The sequence below is a fragment of the Ectobacillus antri genome (assembly GCF_003852715.1).
Lineage (GTDB): Bacteria > Bacillota > Bacilli > Bacillales > Bacillaceae_G > Ectobacillus > Ectobacillus antri.
On sequence record NZ_RIAV01000012.1, the window covers coordinates 36108 to 52098 of the forward strand.

The 15991-nt window shown below is 39.7% G+C and carries 10 protein-coding genes; 3 read left to right on the forward strand and 7 right to left on the reverse strand.

Features of this window, described 5'->3' with window-relative positions; translation table 11 throughout:
* Positions 1-5: 5 nt before the first annotated feature.
* The 6 genes from EEJ45_RS11890 to EEJ45_RS11915 all read right to left on the reverse strand — a co-directional run bounded on the left by EEJ45_RS11890 (position 6) and on the right by EEJ45_RS11915 (position 7894).
* Positions 6-1541 (reverse strand): response regulator transcription factor, encoded by a 1536-nt coding sequence (locus EEJ45_RS11890; protein ID WP_124565041.1) that lies wholly within the window; start codon positions 1539-1541, stop codon positions 6-8.
* A gap of 231 nt (positions 1542-1772) precedes the next feature.
* Positions 1773-2744 carry a carbohydrate kinase family protein gene (locus tag EEJ45_RS11895; RefSeq protein ID WP_124565081.1) on the reverse strand — a complete coding sequence of 324 codons (972 nt, stop codon included), beginning with the start codon at positions 2742-2744 and terminating at the stop codon, positions 1773-1775.
* Between the two features lie 10 nt (positions 2745-2754).
* On the reverse strand, positions 2755-4236 hold the full coding sequence (locus EEJ45_RS11900; RefSeq protein ID WP_124565042.1) for a glycoside hydrolase family 32 protein: 1482 nt from the start codon (positions 4234-4236) through the stop codon (positions 2755-2757).
* 60 nt (positions 4237-4296) lie between these two features.
* Positions 4297-5730, reverse strand: coding sequence for a PTS transporter subunit EIIC (locus tag EEJ45_RS11905; protein ID WP_124565043.1), 1434 nt, complete (start codon positions 5728-5730; stop codon positions 4297-4299).
* A gap of 217 nt (positions 5731-5947) precedes the next feature.
* Positions 5948-6946: a LacI family DNA-binding transcriptional regulator gene (locus EEJ45_RS11910; RefSeq protein WP_124565044.1), complete on the reverse strand. Its 999-nt coding sequence runs from the start codon at positions 6944-6946 to the stop codon at positions 5948-5950.
* 465 nt (positions 6947-7411) lie between these two features.
* Entirely contained in the window at positions 7412-7894 is a 483-nt protein-coding gene (locus EEJ45_RS11915; RefSeq protein ID WP_124565045.1) for a cupin domain-containing protein, read from the reverse strand.
* 297 nt (positions 7895-8191) lie between these two features.
* On the opposite strand from EEJ45_RS11915, the gene EEJ45_RS11920 reads away from it, so the two are divergent.
* The 3 genes from EEJ45_RS11920 (at position 8192) to EEJ45_RS11930 (ending at position 12906) form a co-directional block, all read left to right on the forward strand.
* On the forward strand, positions 8192-9592 hold the full coding sequence (locus EEJ45_RS11920; protein ID WP_124565046.1) for an APC family permease: 1401 nt from the start codon (positions 8192-8194) through the stop codon (positions 9590-9592).
* Between the two features lie 484 nt (positions 9593-10076).
* The gene (locus EEJ45_RS11925) at positions 10077-12170 is read left to right on the forward strand and encodes an LTA synthase family protein (protein WP_124565047.1); all 2094 of its coding nucleotides are present in this window, start codon (positions 10077-10079) and stop codon (positions 12168-12170) included.
* A 340-nt stretch (positions 12171-12510) separates the two neighbouring features.
* Entirely contained in the window at positions 12511-12906 is a 396-nt protein-coding gene (locus EEJ45_RS11930; protein ID WP_124565048.1) for a (deoxy)nucleoside triphosphate pyrophosphohydrolase, read from the forward strand.
* A gap of 19 nt (positions 12907-12925) precedes the next feature.
* On the opposite strand, the gene EEJ45_RS11935 is transcribed toward EEJ45_RS11930, so the two are convergent.
* Positions 12926-15823 (reverse strand): DEAD/DEAH box helicase, encoded by a 2898-nt coding sequence (locus tag EEJ45_RS11935; RefSeq protein ID WP_124565049.1) that lies wholly within the window; start codon positions 15821-15823, stop codon positions 12926-12928.
* Positions 15824-15991: the final 168 nt, after the last annotated feature.

The window sequence follows — 15991 nt, forward strand, 5'->3', positions numbered from 1 at the left end:
ATCTCTTATTTAAAAATTTGTTGTCTTCTAAATTGACTTGGTGAAGATCCTTGTATCTTTTTAAATACTTTACAGAAATAACTATGGTCAGAATAGCCTACCATGCTGCTAATCTCAGAAATTGGTGCCGTATTAGCAAGTAGTAGCTTTGTAGCCTCTTCAATTCTGACTCGATTTACATATTCAATAAACCCTTCATCATTATGAGATGAAAAATAGTTAGAGAGATACGATGGGTTAAAGTGAAAGTGCTTCGCTACTTCCTTAAGTGTCAACGGCTCTGCATAATGCTCGCGAATATATTGCATAATTTCCTTCAAATTTAAATCCTCCTGATAAGCAGGCACCGCTTCAATGCAAGCTCTTACTTCCTCTATAAATTGCTGCAGTAGTTGAAGGGTTTCCTGTGCAGAGCTTGCTTTATCAATTGCTTGAAAATACGAATATCTTGCCTTTTCAAGCTCCTTTACATCATAGTTCATTTGACTTAATAGCACCGTTGTATGAAAAATGATGTTCCCTAAAAGCGACTTAAATTCAAAAACATCTTTTGTATAGCAACCGGATAAATTTGACATTTCCTTATCCAAATAATCAAATGCTACGTCGAAATCTCTGCGCTTAAAATCTTCCGTAAAGCGCTCCATCTGGAAATCATCTGCTTGTGAAGCAGGTGGTAAGGTTTGTTTCATCAACAGCGCTTTTTCCGGAAAATAAAAACGGTATTGAAGCAGCTTCAAAAGCTCTTCCTTTACAACCTTACCAACCTCTAGGAAATCTACAAAGGGCTCTGACAACGCATAACAAAGCTCCGTACTTTCCGCTGTCATTCTCTCTATAAATGAAAGTAAATTGGCATCATTTTCGTGCTCATAATTTAATAAAATGATAGCTGTATTTTGATCGTATGAGACTGGATGTGCCGAAAATACAAATTCACCTCCTTGTAACCGTGCTTCCCATTTTTTCTTCAAGCGCTGCAAAAAATCGGCACTTCCCTTCTCAGAATGCAGCTTTACATCCACACCTAGCACACGAAGGCGTGAATGCGGCAGTAGGTGTCGTTGCGCCTGCTCCAGCTCCACCTCATAGCCTGAAAGTAACTTGCCAATGATTTGCGAGAGAGACTGTTCCTTTTCTTGCATTAGCTGAAAGCCTGGAATTCTCATCATTGCCTTTTGCAAGGCACTCAGCAGCCCTTTGGCATCTAGCTTCGGCTTTAATATATAATCAACCACACCGCTTTGGAAGGTGGAACGTACATAGTCAAAATCACCAAAGTTGCTTAAAATAATAATTTCAATGTGCGGATAGTGGCTTTTAATCGTTTTTGTCAGTTCTTCTCCATCCATAATCGGCATCACCATATCTGTCAGCACAATATGCGGATTTGTTTGTTCAATGAGTGCAAGAGCCTCCTGGCCGTTAGACGCTTCTCCCACAACCGCAAATCCTTCCTGCTCCCAGTTGATATAATGCTTAATTCCCTGTCTAATTAACAGCTCATCGTCTACAATTAATACTCTACAAAGCTCCCCCATACAAACACTCCCCTCAGAGCTCAATGTAAACCTTTTCATATATTGTACTACAACTGTCGTATTGCGAAAAGAATCGGCTTCTGAGTAAAGCAGCTGTTTTTCCGGTCAGTTTTCGTAAGATTTCGGTCACTTTTTATGAGATTCCGGTCAGTTTGTTGTATATATCAGCTACTTTTTCCGTATTCTGGTCACCACCAAACAAAAGTAGCCCTCTCATTTGAGAGGACTAGCTTATCTCTTCTTTATAAACGCTTCAATCTCCGTCACTGTTGGCAACGCACTAATTCCGCCTTTTTGCGTTGTTGTCAATGCCCCACTCGCATTCGCAAAAGCAAGCAATTCGTCGGCATACTGCTCCACAAACTGTGTCAGATTTGTTGTCTCTACATTCTGCTCCAGCAGCTTAAACAAAAAGCCACCGATAAAAGCATCACCCGCGCCGGTCGTGTCGGCCACCTGCACCTGATAGCCCGAACCAAAGCGCTCAAACTGTTTGGTTATAACTGTCGCTCCGGCGCCTCCTTGTGTGTAGACAACAACTTCCACATCACCTCGAAACAGAGAACGCAGCGCTTCTGCCTCTTCTTCAATGCCTGTAATAAACGTAAGCTCTTCATCTGATATCTTTACAATGTGTGCAAGCGGCAAAAATTCTAAAATCGCCGCGCGGCAAGCTTCTTCACTTTCCCAAAGCGGCAGGCGCACGTTCGGGTCAAAACTGATGATGCCTTGCTTTGCTTTTACGAGCTCAATTGCTCGTTTATGAGCAGCTTTCATTGGCGATTCCACCAAATCAACTGAGCAAAAATGCAAATAATCTCCTGTTCCAAAGCTTTCTTCATCAAGCTCGTCCGCCTCTAAAAGCAGGTCGGCGGAAGGATTGCGGTAGAAGGTGAACTGTCTTTCGCCCTCACTACTTAATGCGACAAAAGCAAGTCCTGTGTTCGCCTTATCTGTGCGCAAAATATGTGAGGTATCTACGCCAAGGTTTGCTACTGTTTCAATGAGAAAATCACCAAACGCATCTTTTCCGAGCTTTGTGATAAGCCTAGAGGGTGCACCGTATTTAGCAACAGCAGCTGCTACATTTGCCGGCGCGCCGCCCGGTGCTTTTTCGAAAGAGATAACATCCTTTAATGCTGTACCTTTTTCTTGTGGGATAAAATCGATTAACATTTCTCCAATTGCATGCAGTTTCTTCATCATATCACCCTCATATTGAAATGCCATCTTTCATCGTATATTTTGTAAATGTGTATGCGACTGTACCGTTGCTAAATACATTGATGCCTTTTGAATCTTCCTTAGGAAACACGCGTGTCGTGAAAACAACTTCTCCATTATTAATGAAGATTTCGGCAATGCTGCGGTCGACAAAGATGTGTACCTTTACATCGCCGGAAAGGTTGATTGCTTCACTTCTTACAAAGCCGTATTCACCGCCAAAGGCATTTTCAAATTGCTCACGGTTTACGGTGACAACCTGGGCGTCTTTCTCGAACGTCAAAACAAGGCGCTCTTCCTCTGAGGCAAACAGCTCAACGCCAAACTTTGTGGCATCAGCAGGCTTGAAATGAAGCTCAAGTTCATAAGATGTATCTTCATTCGCAACTGCTTCATAACCCTGCACCTCACCTTGACCGGAAATAAGTTGTCCGCGCAGCAACGCCATTTGCTTTGCTGGTTTCTGCAGAAACTTGCCGTTTTCAATGCTTAACTCACGCGGTATGCTTAAGCAATGCGCCCAGCCTTCCTGATCTGTCGGGTACGCCACCTCTCCGCTGCCTGCCCAGGCAAACAACATACGTTTGCCGTTCTCATCTTCAAACGTTTGCGGTGCATAAAAATCAAAGCCTTTGTCCAATTCTTGATAAAACTCCACTTCAAATTGCAGCTGTTTTACATTAAGTGAGCCCACCGCTACTACAACATTGTATACATTATGATACGAATGACCAGAAGGGGCAATGCCCTGCGGTGAGAAAATAAATACATCTTTACCATCGAGCTCAAAATAATCCGGACACTCCCACATATAGCCCTGCAGATCGATAGCCACATCCAGCTCACCTTTAAACGTCCAGTTCAGTGCATCAGATGATTCATACACCACAATTGCACCTGTTAAGTCCTCTCGCTGCGCACCTAAAAGCATATAATATGTGTCGTCCTTACGAAATACCTTCGGATCGCGAACATGACCGGTATAGCCCTTTGGTGTACCAGCTACAACCGGATTGTGTTCGTATTTTGTAATATGGCCGCTTTCTTCCATAATGGCTAAGCACTGATTAGCAGACCGTTCGACCGGTCCGTATTTAAGGTTGCCTGTATAATATAAATACAGCTTGCCGTCCACTTCAATAGAAGCACCGGAGTATGCACCATGTGATTCATAATCCTCAATAGGCACAAGTGCAACTGGCATGCGCTCCCAGTTCACAAGATCCTTCGATTTCACATGCGCCCAGTGCTTCATACCGTGCATCGCATCGAACGGATACCACTGATAAAATACATGATACTCTCCTTTATAAAACGCCAAGCCATTCGGATCGTTCATCAACCCAAATTGCGGATGGATATGAAAGCGCGGCTTCCATATAGAGTGAAGTGACTTTTCTCTAAGTGCCTCCAGCTCTCCTTTACCAGCTTCTAAAATCGTTCTGTACTTTGGCTCTCTATATCGATTCATATGCACGTCCCTTTCTACTGTTGTAACGTAAGAAGAGAGGAATTTCTTCCTCTCAATCTATTATTCAAAGTTTATTTTTTTCATTTTGGAATACAGCAATGTCAAAATAAAGCCTACTGCTAACGCAAGTACGTTTGCGATCACATACTGCAAGTGTCCGCCACCATTTGTGGAGACAATTGCAAAGCCGGGAATTGCCGTTGCGCCAAAACCAATCGCTTTTACTTTTGTAAAGTACACATATGCACCGCCAATCGCACCCGCGATACATCCCATAATAAGTGGGAATTTATACTTAATATTCACACCGAACAGTGCCGGCTCTGAAATACCAAAGAAGGTAGACCCGAATGCGGATAAACCGATTTGACGCACTTTTTCTTGCTTCCAATGTGCAAGCGTAAAGCCGAATACAGCGCCCGCCTGTCCCATCAATGCAACCGACATAAGCGGCATTAAAAAGTTTTGACCTGTGTTGGCGATTAACTGCGCTTCTACTGCCCCAAGTACATGATGCAGACCAGTAATTACTAGAACCTGCTGTAATCCAGCGAATAGCATGAAGCCAACTGCACCAAAGTTTGTTACAGACCACATTAAGCCGGATGTAATGGTGTCAGCTAAGAAACGTCCGAACGGACCAACGATAGTAAATAACAATAGTCCAGAAATAACAACTGTCGCAAGCGGCGCAACGAATAATTTGATTATATCAGGTACTTTACGGTTAAAAAATTGGTCAAGCTTTGCAACAACAGCTCCCATCATTAAAGCAATAATAATGCCACCTTGAAAACCAACAAGTTCCACTTTTAAACCAAACAAATTGATTATTTCAGGCTTCACCTTTCCGCTTCCCACATCAAATGCATTACCAAGGTCGGGATGCAGCATAATGGCACCCATCACAAGGCCGAGAACCGGGTTACCACCAAAGCGCTTCGTTGCCGAATATACAACAAGCAGCGGTAAGATAGTGAAAATCCCTGTCGACATAATTTGAATAAAACGGTTCAATCCAGCAATCGCAGGATACATTTCTACAACGGATTGCTCACCGAAAATTCCTTTTTGTCCAAGCAATCCCGTGATACCCATCAATAAAGCTGCGGCCAGTAGACCTGGAATAATTTGTACAAACACGTCTGATAGCGCTTTAATACCACGTTGAAAAGCATTCTGTTTTTGTGCTGATTGCGCTTTCACATCACTTAGTGACATATCCTGAATACCAGCTTCTACACGGAACGCTGCATATACATCGTTTACAGTTCCTGCACCAAAGATTACCTGGAGCTGATCACCAGCAAGAAAAGCACCTTTTGCGTAGTCTAGCTTTTCTATTTCCTTTAGATTCATCAAATCATTGTCATGCAGTACAATTCTCAAGCGCGTCGCACAATGTGCGGCACCTTGGATGTTTTCTTTACCGCCGATTAGTTCAATCAGATTTTTTGCTACTGCTTGATACGTAGCCTGTTTATTTGCAGCCATCTTAGATCCTCCTTACGTTTGCTTCCCAAAAAGGAAACGGTTCCATGAATATATACACTAACTTACCATCTTTTTATTTTGAACCTGTGCCTCTTTCGGCAGTCGTATAGGCGCCATATAGAAATCAACCGAACGGAACCGGTTCCAAAAACGGATAAAAAATTTCCTCTGAAACCGGTTTACTGTTTCTATACTAGTGGAACCGGTTTCAAGAAGATTATATGAGATATCCTATTTTGTTGTCAACACTTTCTCTCTGGATAAATGTATGCGGCGAAATGGTTACGAACGGTACCTGCTCCCCGTGAATGAGCTTAACAATATTTTGCGCCGCTAATCTGCCGGCATCTTTATAGTAAAATTTCACTGTCGACAAGCTTGGATGAATCACCTCGGTTATATCATAGCCGCCAAAACCTGTGATAGATAAGTCGGTAGGGATACGCAGACCATTGACATACGCTGCCTTCATAACACCAAGGGCAATATTGTCGGTCGCACAGACGATAATAGATGGCCGAAACTCTTGCATAATCCGCATCGCTTCCACCTGAGCATCCTCCATTTTAAAGCTTGTCTCATAATAGCGTACTTCACAATCCTCTCGCTCACCAATGGCACGACGAAAGCCTTCCTTCCTTTTTACACCTACAGCAATATCCGTTTCTGTAACACCTAAAAACGCAATTTTTCGGTGCCCCATTTCTAGCACATGCTTGCCGAGCTCATACGCTGCTTCTTCGTCATTATGAATCACACTGTAGACACCTTCATATTGCTGTCCGACAAGAAAAACAGGCAGTTGTACCTCTTGAAACGCTTCTAAATGTGCCGGGGTAACCTGCGCTGCCAGTAAAATAATGCCGGCTACCTTCTGTCTTTTTAAGCTGTATATATTTTCAATCTCGCGCGTTACATCCTGACTCGTATTTGCAATCAACATCTGAAAGTTTAGCTCTTTCAGATGTTCATCAATCCCAATTAATGTTTGCGAAGTTGCAAATGAATCAAGTCGTGGAATAATTGTACCAATTATATTTGGCTTTTTCGCCTTCAAGCTTTGCGCAAAGGTGTTGGGAATATAACCTGTCTCGTTAATCACCTGTTCAATCTTTCGCTTCGTCGCCTCACTCACCGACCCACCATTTAAATAACGTGACACCGTGCTTTTTGCTACACCCGCCATTTTGGCGATATCTAAAATAGTATTGCTCATTGTATCATCTCCATTGCCTACGCCTTTACCTCTAGTTTTCCTGATTATAACATACGACAACCCGTCTTTTTCCATAAAAAATACGGGTTGTTGGTTTAGAAACTTTATTTTCCTGTCGTTTTATCTGATTTTGTAACCCAAAGTATGCTTTTTCTCCATCTCAGCCAATGATGTCTTTCCATCACACACCGCACTTTTTTGAATATTTTATGAACATTACACTCTATAAGTACCCAGAAAATTTACTACACAAAAATTAAATATGAGTGTACACATATGTAGATCTACAACAAAAAACCCCTCCATATAGGAAGGGGAACAAGCTTGTTTTAGCGGAATTTACCTTTAATATCCAAAATGTATTTAATCATGATAGCAATTCCACTAATAAAATATGATTAGAATCCAACCCGTAGGATCGATTGCAATTAAATTTCCTAACAAATAAAATAAGCTTTTTGGGCCTTATTCAGCCGCCATAGCATCGGCCTTTGTCACATGCACAGTACCATATGGATGCTGCGGAGGTGCGTAGATTGAGTACAGCTTCATTGGAATATTGCCTGTATTAATGACATTGTGCCAAGTTCCAGCCGGTATCATCATTGCATAATCATCCGACACCATAGCTTGCAAATCTACTTTTTCCTTCGTTTTGCCCATTTGGACAACACCCTGTCCTTGCTCAACGCGCAAAAATTGATCGAGCTTCGGATGAATCTCTAACCCAATATCTTCGCCAACATTAAGGCTCATTAGCGTTACCTGCAGATTCTTCCCCGTCCATAAAGCAGTACGATACGTATTGTTTTGCTTTGTTGCTGCGTTGATATCAACAACAAACGGCTGCGGACCGTAATCCTTTAATTCAATCGCGCGCATATTAAAATACGGACCAGCAGCATGTCTTGCGTAATACGCTGGATATACATAAGGCGCATAATACATGGATACCACCCTTTCATGTAGTTATCACATTATGCTATGCATGGTGGTTTTAAATTGTGCCTAGCGTTTCAGACAACCATCAAACAGACTAAATATTTTTAATAGTTTTATTTTATTAAACACTATTGAATAAATATACAAAAACACCTATTATTATGTTCTGTTAGATTATATTTCTATTAAGTTTAATTTCATGTTTTGTTAGCAGAAAACATGACACAGCTCAATCGCATTTGGAGCTAACGCTTAAGACTGTAAAGTCCTCATATCTATATAACATAAAGGAGAATATACATCATGACAGCTATAGATAAAAAGAAGCTCGGTGTGTTAGGTCTATGCTTAATTAGTGTAAACACCATTATGGGCTTAAAAAACATTCCGTTTGCGGCTACGATTGGACCGTCAGCTATGGTATTTTGGGTTATTGCTGCGCTATTGTACTTTATTCCAATTAGCTTAATCGTCGCAGAACTGTCGACAACCTATCCTGATCAAGGCGGCGTTACCGCATGGGTAAACCGGGCATTTGGTGAAAAAGCAAGCTTTTTATGCGGCTGGTTTTACTGGGTTGCCAATTTTACTTATTATCCGTCTCTTATGCTTGGTATCATTATTAACATCGCTTATGCGACCAACTATCAGGAACTTACCGATAACACTTGGCTAACTACCCTGATTGCGATTATCATTTTCTGGACTATCACGCTACTTACATTACGCGGTACACAAATGAGTGGAAGGCTTGCCGCAATCGGAGCGCCGCTTGGCGTAGCGATACCGGCCATTCTTATTTTCGGCTTTGGCTTAGCAAGTATGTTTACTGGACATGAATCCGCGACCAAGTTCACAGCACAGTCCATTATGCCAAATACAATTTCACTCGATACCGTTATGTTTGTGTCGACATTGATGTTTGCCTTTTCTGGAATGGAAATGCTGGGTACAATCGCAAGGGACGTAAAGAACCCGCAAAAAACATTTCCAAAAGCAATCTGGATTTCCTCCGCCATCATCGGCGGCGCTTATATAATTGGCACAGTTGCCTTTCAATTTGTCATCAACGTCAAACCAAATCAAACGGCAACCGCTCTGTACGACTTTGCGGACAAAATGACTGCGCAGTTCCATCTGCCGTTCAACCTGTCGCAGCTGCTTGGCATCTGTTTTGTAATTGCCACTTTAGGTGCTTTATCATTTTTAATTCTAAATCCAAGCGTTGTTTTCTATGAGAGCGGCAGACATATTTTGCCGCAAACACTCACCAAAACAAACAAAGCCAACATGCCTGCCAACATGATTCTTTGGCAAGCTGTAGGCGTATCTTTTATCTTATTGTGTTCTGGTTTTGTGCCAACTCTATCAGAAGCACTGAACATGCTTATTTTCATGGCAACACTAGCTTTCTTTATTCCGTATGTCTTTTTAATTTGTGCGTATGTGAAGCTAAGAAAAACTGACAAGCAAGCTGTAAGACCGTTCAAAGTGAAACACAACAAGCTTGCTTACCTTGTTGCGAGTATCGGACTGTTTTCTGTAATTGGGACCATCGTACTAACATTGATTCCTTCACCAGGGACAACTATCGCAGAATATGCGCCGCTCGTAATCGGACCTGTCGTATTCGCTGCACTTGGCTTTTGGTTTTACCGATTGGGATCAAAGGAAAAAGAAACACCTATGAAGAATGTGAGTTAATTTTTTAGACAGAAAGAGGCTGAGACAAAAGGTTTTCAGCCAAAGAAAAATCCGAACTATTAGTCGGAATTCTCTACACAGAATTCGATTTAGTTCGGATTTTTCCTTTATGAGTGTTACTTTATTCTGTATTCTTTCAGCTTAGAGTTATATGATTCAGTTATGTCCTGGCCTCTTATTTCTATATAAGTCTACATGGTCTTTTTCGACATAGAAACAGCAAGAAAATCACAGCTCCAGACCCCCTCGCTACGTGTGTCTGTTCTTACTTGACATGTGTATCTCTTGGTCCCTGACCGCAACCACATATTGTCCGTTCTTATTTCTCATTCAAAAAAAGAATGTTACTTTTTCTAGTTGTACTTATATAGATAAATTTGCGCAACTGTTGCCGTAGACCAAATAAACAGATATGTATTTGCAAAAAGTATGCATCCACAAGGGGTAACATACTTTTTTTGGGGGATACTAAGAGATAACATTAATGCCCTTAGTAAATACGGAGTTGATTGCAATAAGAAAGAATTTATTCAACAAAATATTCTACTTGATCGCTGCAAATATCGTGATTTCACTTTTATTTTTATCTGTATATAAATTATTTATATATCATTTTAATATTGATACATTGATTCATAATGAGTATAGCAATCTAAGCAAGTTTGGATTTAATATCATTATTTTACTCCTCATTTTTGGATTGTCTGTGAAGTGGCAATTAAGAACATTTCAATATCTTAAAACGAAACCGTGGGTGTTATTCTTTTTTAAGGTGACTTTTATGTTACTGGTTTCCTTAGCTGCGTCACTTATTGTGAATTATTACTTTCAGTACTTTCAACACCTAATGGATCCCATTTCGACAAACACATGGATTATTGAAAACACAAGAATTTATTTTGCTGGTGCTTTATATTTATTTTTTTTATTTTTATTCATGTATGCGTTAATAGGAAGTGTTTTCGTCAGTTCTTTTCTCACAAGTTTCTTTTTAATAATGATTGGATTTGTTCATTACAATAAATTGCTTATTCGTGTAGAACCGTTATATCCATTTGACTATAAGCAGATTTCACAATTAAAAGATGTTATACCGATGATTTCAGCGTATGTATCACTACCAAAAATGATACTAGCTATTATCTCGTTTTTGCTTATCATGGCTTTGATGATTTTCTTGCCCAATATAACAATAAGCCTTGGGTTAAGAGGAGGAATACTCGTTGTATCCTTAACTATGTTGTATGCATACTCCTTTTTTCCAAAAACTTTTATGAACTCTTTTATGAAAAAGAATCATGTAACGATTGTAAAGTGGAATCAAATTGAGAATTATCAAGTAAATGGATTCCTCTTCGGCTTTATTTCAAATTTGCAAGATGAGGGTTTTCAAAAACCAAAAGGATACTCAAAGAAAAAAGTTCGAGAGACGGCGAAAAAATATATCAGTAATTCAGATAAGAATTCTATCCACACAAATCAATTACCAAATATTATTTATCTTATGAGTGAGTCGTTTTGGGATCCAACAAAGATTAATGTTGCGTTTAGCAGTGATCCCATACCACATCTTCGCCAATTCATGAATAAATATTCTTCTGGATATGTTCTTTCTCCTGTATTTGGCGGTGCGACGGCAAATGTTGAATTTGAGGCACTAACAGGTTTTACGACTTCCTTTCTTAATGCAGGTGTAATACCCTATCAGGATATAATGGATAAAAAAACATTTGTTCCATCTGTTGTTAGTGATTTAGAAAGAAAGGGCTACAGTTCACTTGCTATTCATCCTTTTAATAAAGTGTTTTATAAACGCAACGTCGTCTATGATACGCTAGGTTTTGACAAGTTTTTAGATCAAGAAACGATGAAGAACAATGATAAAACAAAAGGTGGAGTCATTACAGATCAATCTTTAATGTTTGAGATTCTAGACAACATAAAAAAACAAGCTAAACCACTTTTTATTCATGCTGTATCCATGCAAAATCATATGCCTTACAATCCTGGCGCTTATGAGGAAAATCAAATTAAAGTGCATGGACTTACACCTGAATCCACGTCAATTCTAGAAGTATATACTGAAGGAATTAGGAAATCGGATGAAGCGTTACAATTATTATTGGAGGAAATACAACAATTACACGAGCCGACGATTGTTTTGTTTTGGGGCGATCACCTTCCGATTCTTGGTGCAAATATGAGCGTCTACAAAGAAGCAGGATACGATGATGGAAATCCAGATATAAATGAATATAGATACTTTGAAACACCACTCTTAATTTATTCTAATTTTGAAACTGAACAAAAGACATATGAGTGTATTAGTCCGTTTTACTTAGCACAGATTCTTTACGAAACATGCGGGCTGCAAAAGCCATCATTTTATAACTTATTGGCTGAGCTAAGGGAACAAATGGGAATTCAAGCCATTAAAGGTTCTATGATAATGGGCAGTAATCGAGAGTCGATTAAAAATCCCACAAAGAAACAGAAACAGTTATTAGAAGATTATAGATTGCTTCAATATGATTTGTTGATAGGGAGACAGTATAGTTTAGATTTACTGTATCGTTAAAAAGCTGAAGATTCATTGAGAATACTTCAGCTTTAACTCTGTTTCCTATCAAACGCTTACTTGTTTAAAGATTTTAAACGAGGGCTTATCGCTACTCTATTCCTATTTTTGCATTTTTTTACAAAAGTATATGAACTAAGAAGGGCCATCTAAACTTGTACAAACACATAAGGAGTTTTTACAAGTCGTATTGAGGTCACCAGTCTGTTAAAGCGCACCAAAAATAAAACGATTACAAATAACCCAAATATTGTTACAAACCTTCATTCCCCTACTTTCACTATTTCTACACATCGTTTATGTTATGATAAAGATAACTAATCGGATGTGGGAGGATTATATGAAAAAATCAATTAAAGTCGTCGCAGCGATTATTGAAAATGAGAACCATGAAATCTTATGCGCTCTGCGCTCACCGCAAATGGCGATTCCAAACATGTGGGAGTTTCCGGGCGGCAAGGTGGAACAAAACGAAGAATTATTTTCCGCACTAGAACGAGAAATTGCAGAAGAGCTAGGCTGTAAGGTAGAAGCTTATGAATTATTCAACGATCATACGCATGAATACGAAGCGTTTATCATTAATCTTATCTCTATTAAATGCAAAATCATAGAAGGCACGCCAATTCCAGCGGAGCACTCTAAATTAATCTGGCTGAAGAGAGAAAACCTTGCTTCTTTGAAATGGGCACCAGCTGATATTCCGGCTGTCGAACAGCTCATAAACGAAAGATAGTCCTCTCGATTTGAGAGGACTATTTTGCTGCTTGAATATACTGATATAGTTTGTACACAACGGGCTGTTCCATTATTAAATGCATATGTACAACCGGAATTTCTTTTCCTTTTTTATCGTGCATGACAGTCTGTACAATATGATCTCTATCAGGAAGTGCTTTTCCTAAATAATAGAAATCTATCCCTTCATCATCATCCTTCTTCACAAACACATGAAGATCAATCCCACGTTCCTTTGCCTGTATAATGGTTTTAACCTCTTCTGATTGTAGAGTACGATTGCTTCTTGTCGACCACTTTAAAACATCGGGACTGATGAATTCTTCCGCATAGTTTGTACTCGATTCAATGTCCTCTTTTTTATGATACGTAACAAAAATTGGACAAGTTTGATACTTTGTTTTATAGCCGTACATCGTGGAGCTTTCATCATGCTCCCAATTCAATAGCTTACAGGCGTCCTTCCTTGTATACTTCTCATACAACGTTAACGGACGTTCGCTGCTGTATAAATTACTTTTCTCCCTCGCGCATCGGATAATATCAACAACCAAATCGTGAAAATATGGATTAGCTTGAAGCGCATTTGCAAGCGTTTCATTAAAGGAAATACGGTTGTCATGATGAAATTGTACAATTGGCAGTTCGCCATACTTCATCCTATTAGCCTGTGTAAAGAATGATAAATCCAATATACGCCGAACAGACATCATCGTTCGATCATCCGTGCGACAATTCAATGCTCGAAGTGCTTCAAGAAACGCACCGTAGCTTACTTCTTTTTGATGCAGCAGCATATCCAACAGCACAACTTCATGCCTGCGCTTTCCGTTTAATACTTCAAGTGAAAGCATGGTCAGCACCTTGTTTTCATAATCACTTATTCCCGGAATCTCTTCCTTGATTTTTAATAAAAACTGCACATAGTTGCCATATTCATTCGCAATAACGACTGGGTCAATAGAATGGTTTGTTAAAAAATCATATAATAACGGAACCCTCCCAATTCTGTTTTTCAATTCCTTATATGCCTCTCTTAAGAGCTTTAACGCAGTCAGATTGCTTGTGTTGATCGATTTAAAGATTTGCTTTTTCGCCACTTCTTCAAAGTTAATTGTCGATATCCCTTTGATGTAGCTCGTATCCTTCATACGTCTACGAATATTATCCTTATTCTGCGATTTATCCCCAGACAACGCCATAGGAATTAAGTAATTGTTTTTATAGTTGCCGATAAAGTCAATAATCGTCACGTATTCCTTTGATTCGTGCTTGCGCAGACCGCGGCCGAGCTGCTGGATAAAAATAATGCTCGACTGCGTTTGCCGCAACATTACCACTTGATTGATGCAAGGAATATCAATTCCTTCATTAAAAATTTCCACCGTTAAAATATAATCCAGCAAACCGTTTTCTAGCTCGTTTACACGGCGCTCTCGTTCCTCCTGCGAATCATCTCCAGTTAACGCAACAGTTCGATAGCCTCTTTCATTTAATTGCACGGAAAGCGCCTTTGCTTCTTCTTTTCGACTGCAAAACATCAATCCTTTCACCTTCTCGCCAGAAAAACCGTAGTACGTGATTTTATCAATAATATGCTTCACGCGCTCTTCTGCCACAAGGTGCTGCGTTAGGGTAGCATCCTCAATGAGTTGCCCATTGTATTCTATATCCGTTACGCCAAAATAATGAAACGGACAGAGCATATCCTCTTCTAGCGCCTCCTGCAGGCGAATTTCATAGGCGATGTTGTAATCAAACAATGCATATATATTGAAATCATCGGTCCGCTCCGGCGTCGCAGTCATTCCCATGAAAAATTGCGGCTTGAAATAATCAATTACTTTTTGATATGTTTGTGCACCTGCCCTATGTACCTCATCTATCAAGATATAATCAAACTCGTTACGAACAAATGTGTGTAAATAATTATCTCTTGTAATGGTTTGAATCGTCGCAAATACATACTTTGCATTCGTTTGCTTATTGGAGCCGGATAAAATCCCAAAATCCTCTTCACGACCACCAAAAATCTTCTGAAAATCTGCTTTTGCTTTCTTGAGAATTTGCTCTCGGTGCACAATAAAAAGCATCCTCTTTGGGGCATATCTCCTTACATCAAATGCCGCTAAATATGTCTTTCCTGTACCAGTTGCGGATATAATCAAACCTTTATCCTTACCAGCAGCCCGCAACGCTTCAATCTGTGAAAGCGCAGCCTGCTGCATGTTATTAGGCTTAATCTTTAATGCTTCCTCAATCGGGTTTTCCGGGTACTTTGGAAACGACTCTATCACTCCGCTAAAATCTCTTTGTGGATTACTTCGGGCGTATATTTTTTCATACTCCTCAATCCAAGCTTCCGATAAAACATCGGCTTCTTCCCACACCTCTTCAAACTGATTTTTAAAATGATGTACAATTTCCCCGTTTTCATGCGATGTCAGCTTGACGTTCCATTCATAGTTCACCTTCAAAGCATGCGCAGTAAGATTTGAGCTCCCTACAATTAAAGAATAGTAAGTGTCATGATGAAAGATATAGCCTTTGGAATGAAATCCTTTTATATCCGTCAAACGCACTTCTACATTTTCAATCTTCAACAACTCTTTAAAGACCTTTGGCTTGTTAAAGCTTAAAAATGTAGAGGTTAAAATGCGACCTTTCACGCCCTTTGCTTTCAAATCAAGAAAATGAGACTTCAGCGTAGCCAATCCGCTTTCGGTGATAAATGCAACTGAAAAAAGAAAAGACTTACAACTCTCCAATTCCTCCAGCATCGTGTTCAACACATGCTCGTTTGTTTTCGTGTCATTTACAAGTAGCTGTGGTTTATATTTCCCTTGTTTCCCAAGCTGTTTATCAATGAAACCCGTATGTAATGATACTTCTAAATTTCTAACTAGATTCTCCATTCGATCACCATTTATATCCAAGTTTAGTGATTTAATTGTAATATTGTAGGAAGGTGATTGCAATTTATATTGGTAATCTAGTCAGTTTCATTACAAGCGCGGAAAATACTGTTAGGTGCGCCTCCCACCACAAACAATTACAAGATAACAAATGAGATTTTTCCATCC

What these genes read in the sequence shown, in the direction of transcription:
- EEJ45_RS11910 (WP_124565044.1), bottom strand. Translation starts at nt 6,946, where the DNA reads ATGAGCAATACTATTTTAGATATCGCCAAAATGGCGGGTGTAGCAAAA.
- EEJ45_RS11920 (WP_124565046.1), top strand. Translation starts at nt 8,192, where the DNA reads ATGACAGCTATAGATAAAAAGAAGCTCGGTGTGTTAGGTCTATGCTTA.
- EEJ45_RS11900 (WP_124565042.1), bottom strand. Translation starts at nt 4,236, where the DNA reads ATGAATCGATATAGAGAGCCAAAGTACAGAACGATTTTAGAAGCTGGT.
- EEJ45_RS11925 (WP_124565047.1), top strand. Translation starts at nt 10,077, where the DNA reads ATGCCCTTAGTAAATACGGAGTTGATTGCAATAAGAAAGAATTTATTC.
- EEJ45_RS11930 (WP_124565048.1), top strand. Translation starts at nt 12,511, where the DNA reads ATGAAAAAATCAATTAAAGTCGTCGCAGCGATTATTGAAAATGAGAAC.
- EEJ45_RS11905 (WP_124565043.1), bottom strand. Translation starts at nt 5,730, where the DNA reads ATGGCTGCAAATAAACAGGCTACGTATCAAGCAGTAGCAAAAAATCTG.
- EEJ45_RS11935 (WP_124565049.1), bottom strand. Translation starts at nt 15,823, where the DNA reads ATGGAGAATCTAGTTAGAAATTTAGAAGTATCATTACATACGGGTTTC.
- EEJ45_RS11895 (WP_124565081.1), bottom strand. Translation starts at nt 2,744, where the DNA reads ATGAAGAAACTGCATGCAATTGGAGAAATGTTAATCGATTTTATCCCA.
- EEJ45_RS11890 (WP_124565041.1), bottom strand. Translation starts at nt 1,541, where the DNA reads ATGGGGGAGCTTTGTAGAGTATTAATTGTAGACGATGAGCTGTTAATT.
- EEJ45_RS11915 (WP_124565045.1), bottom strand. Translation starts at nt 7,894, where the DNA reads ATGTATTATGCGCCTTATGTATATCCAGCGTATTACGCAAGACATGCT.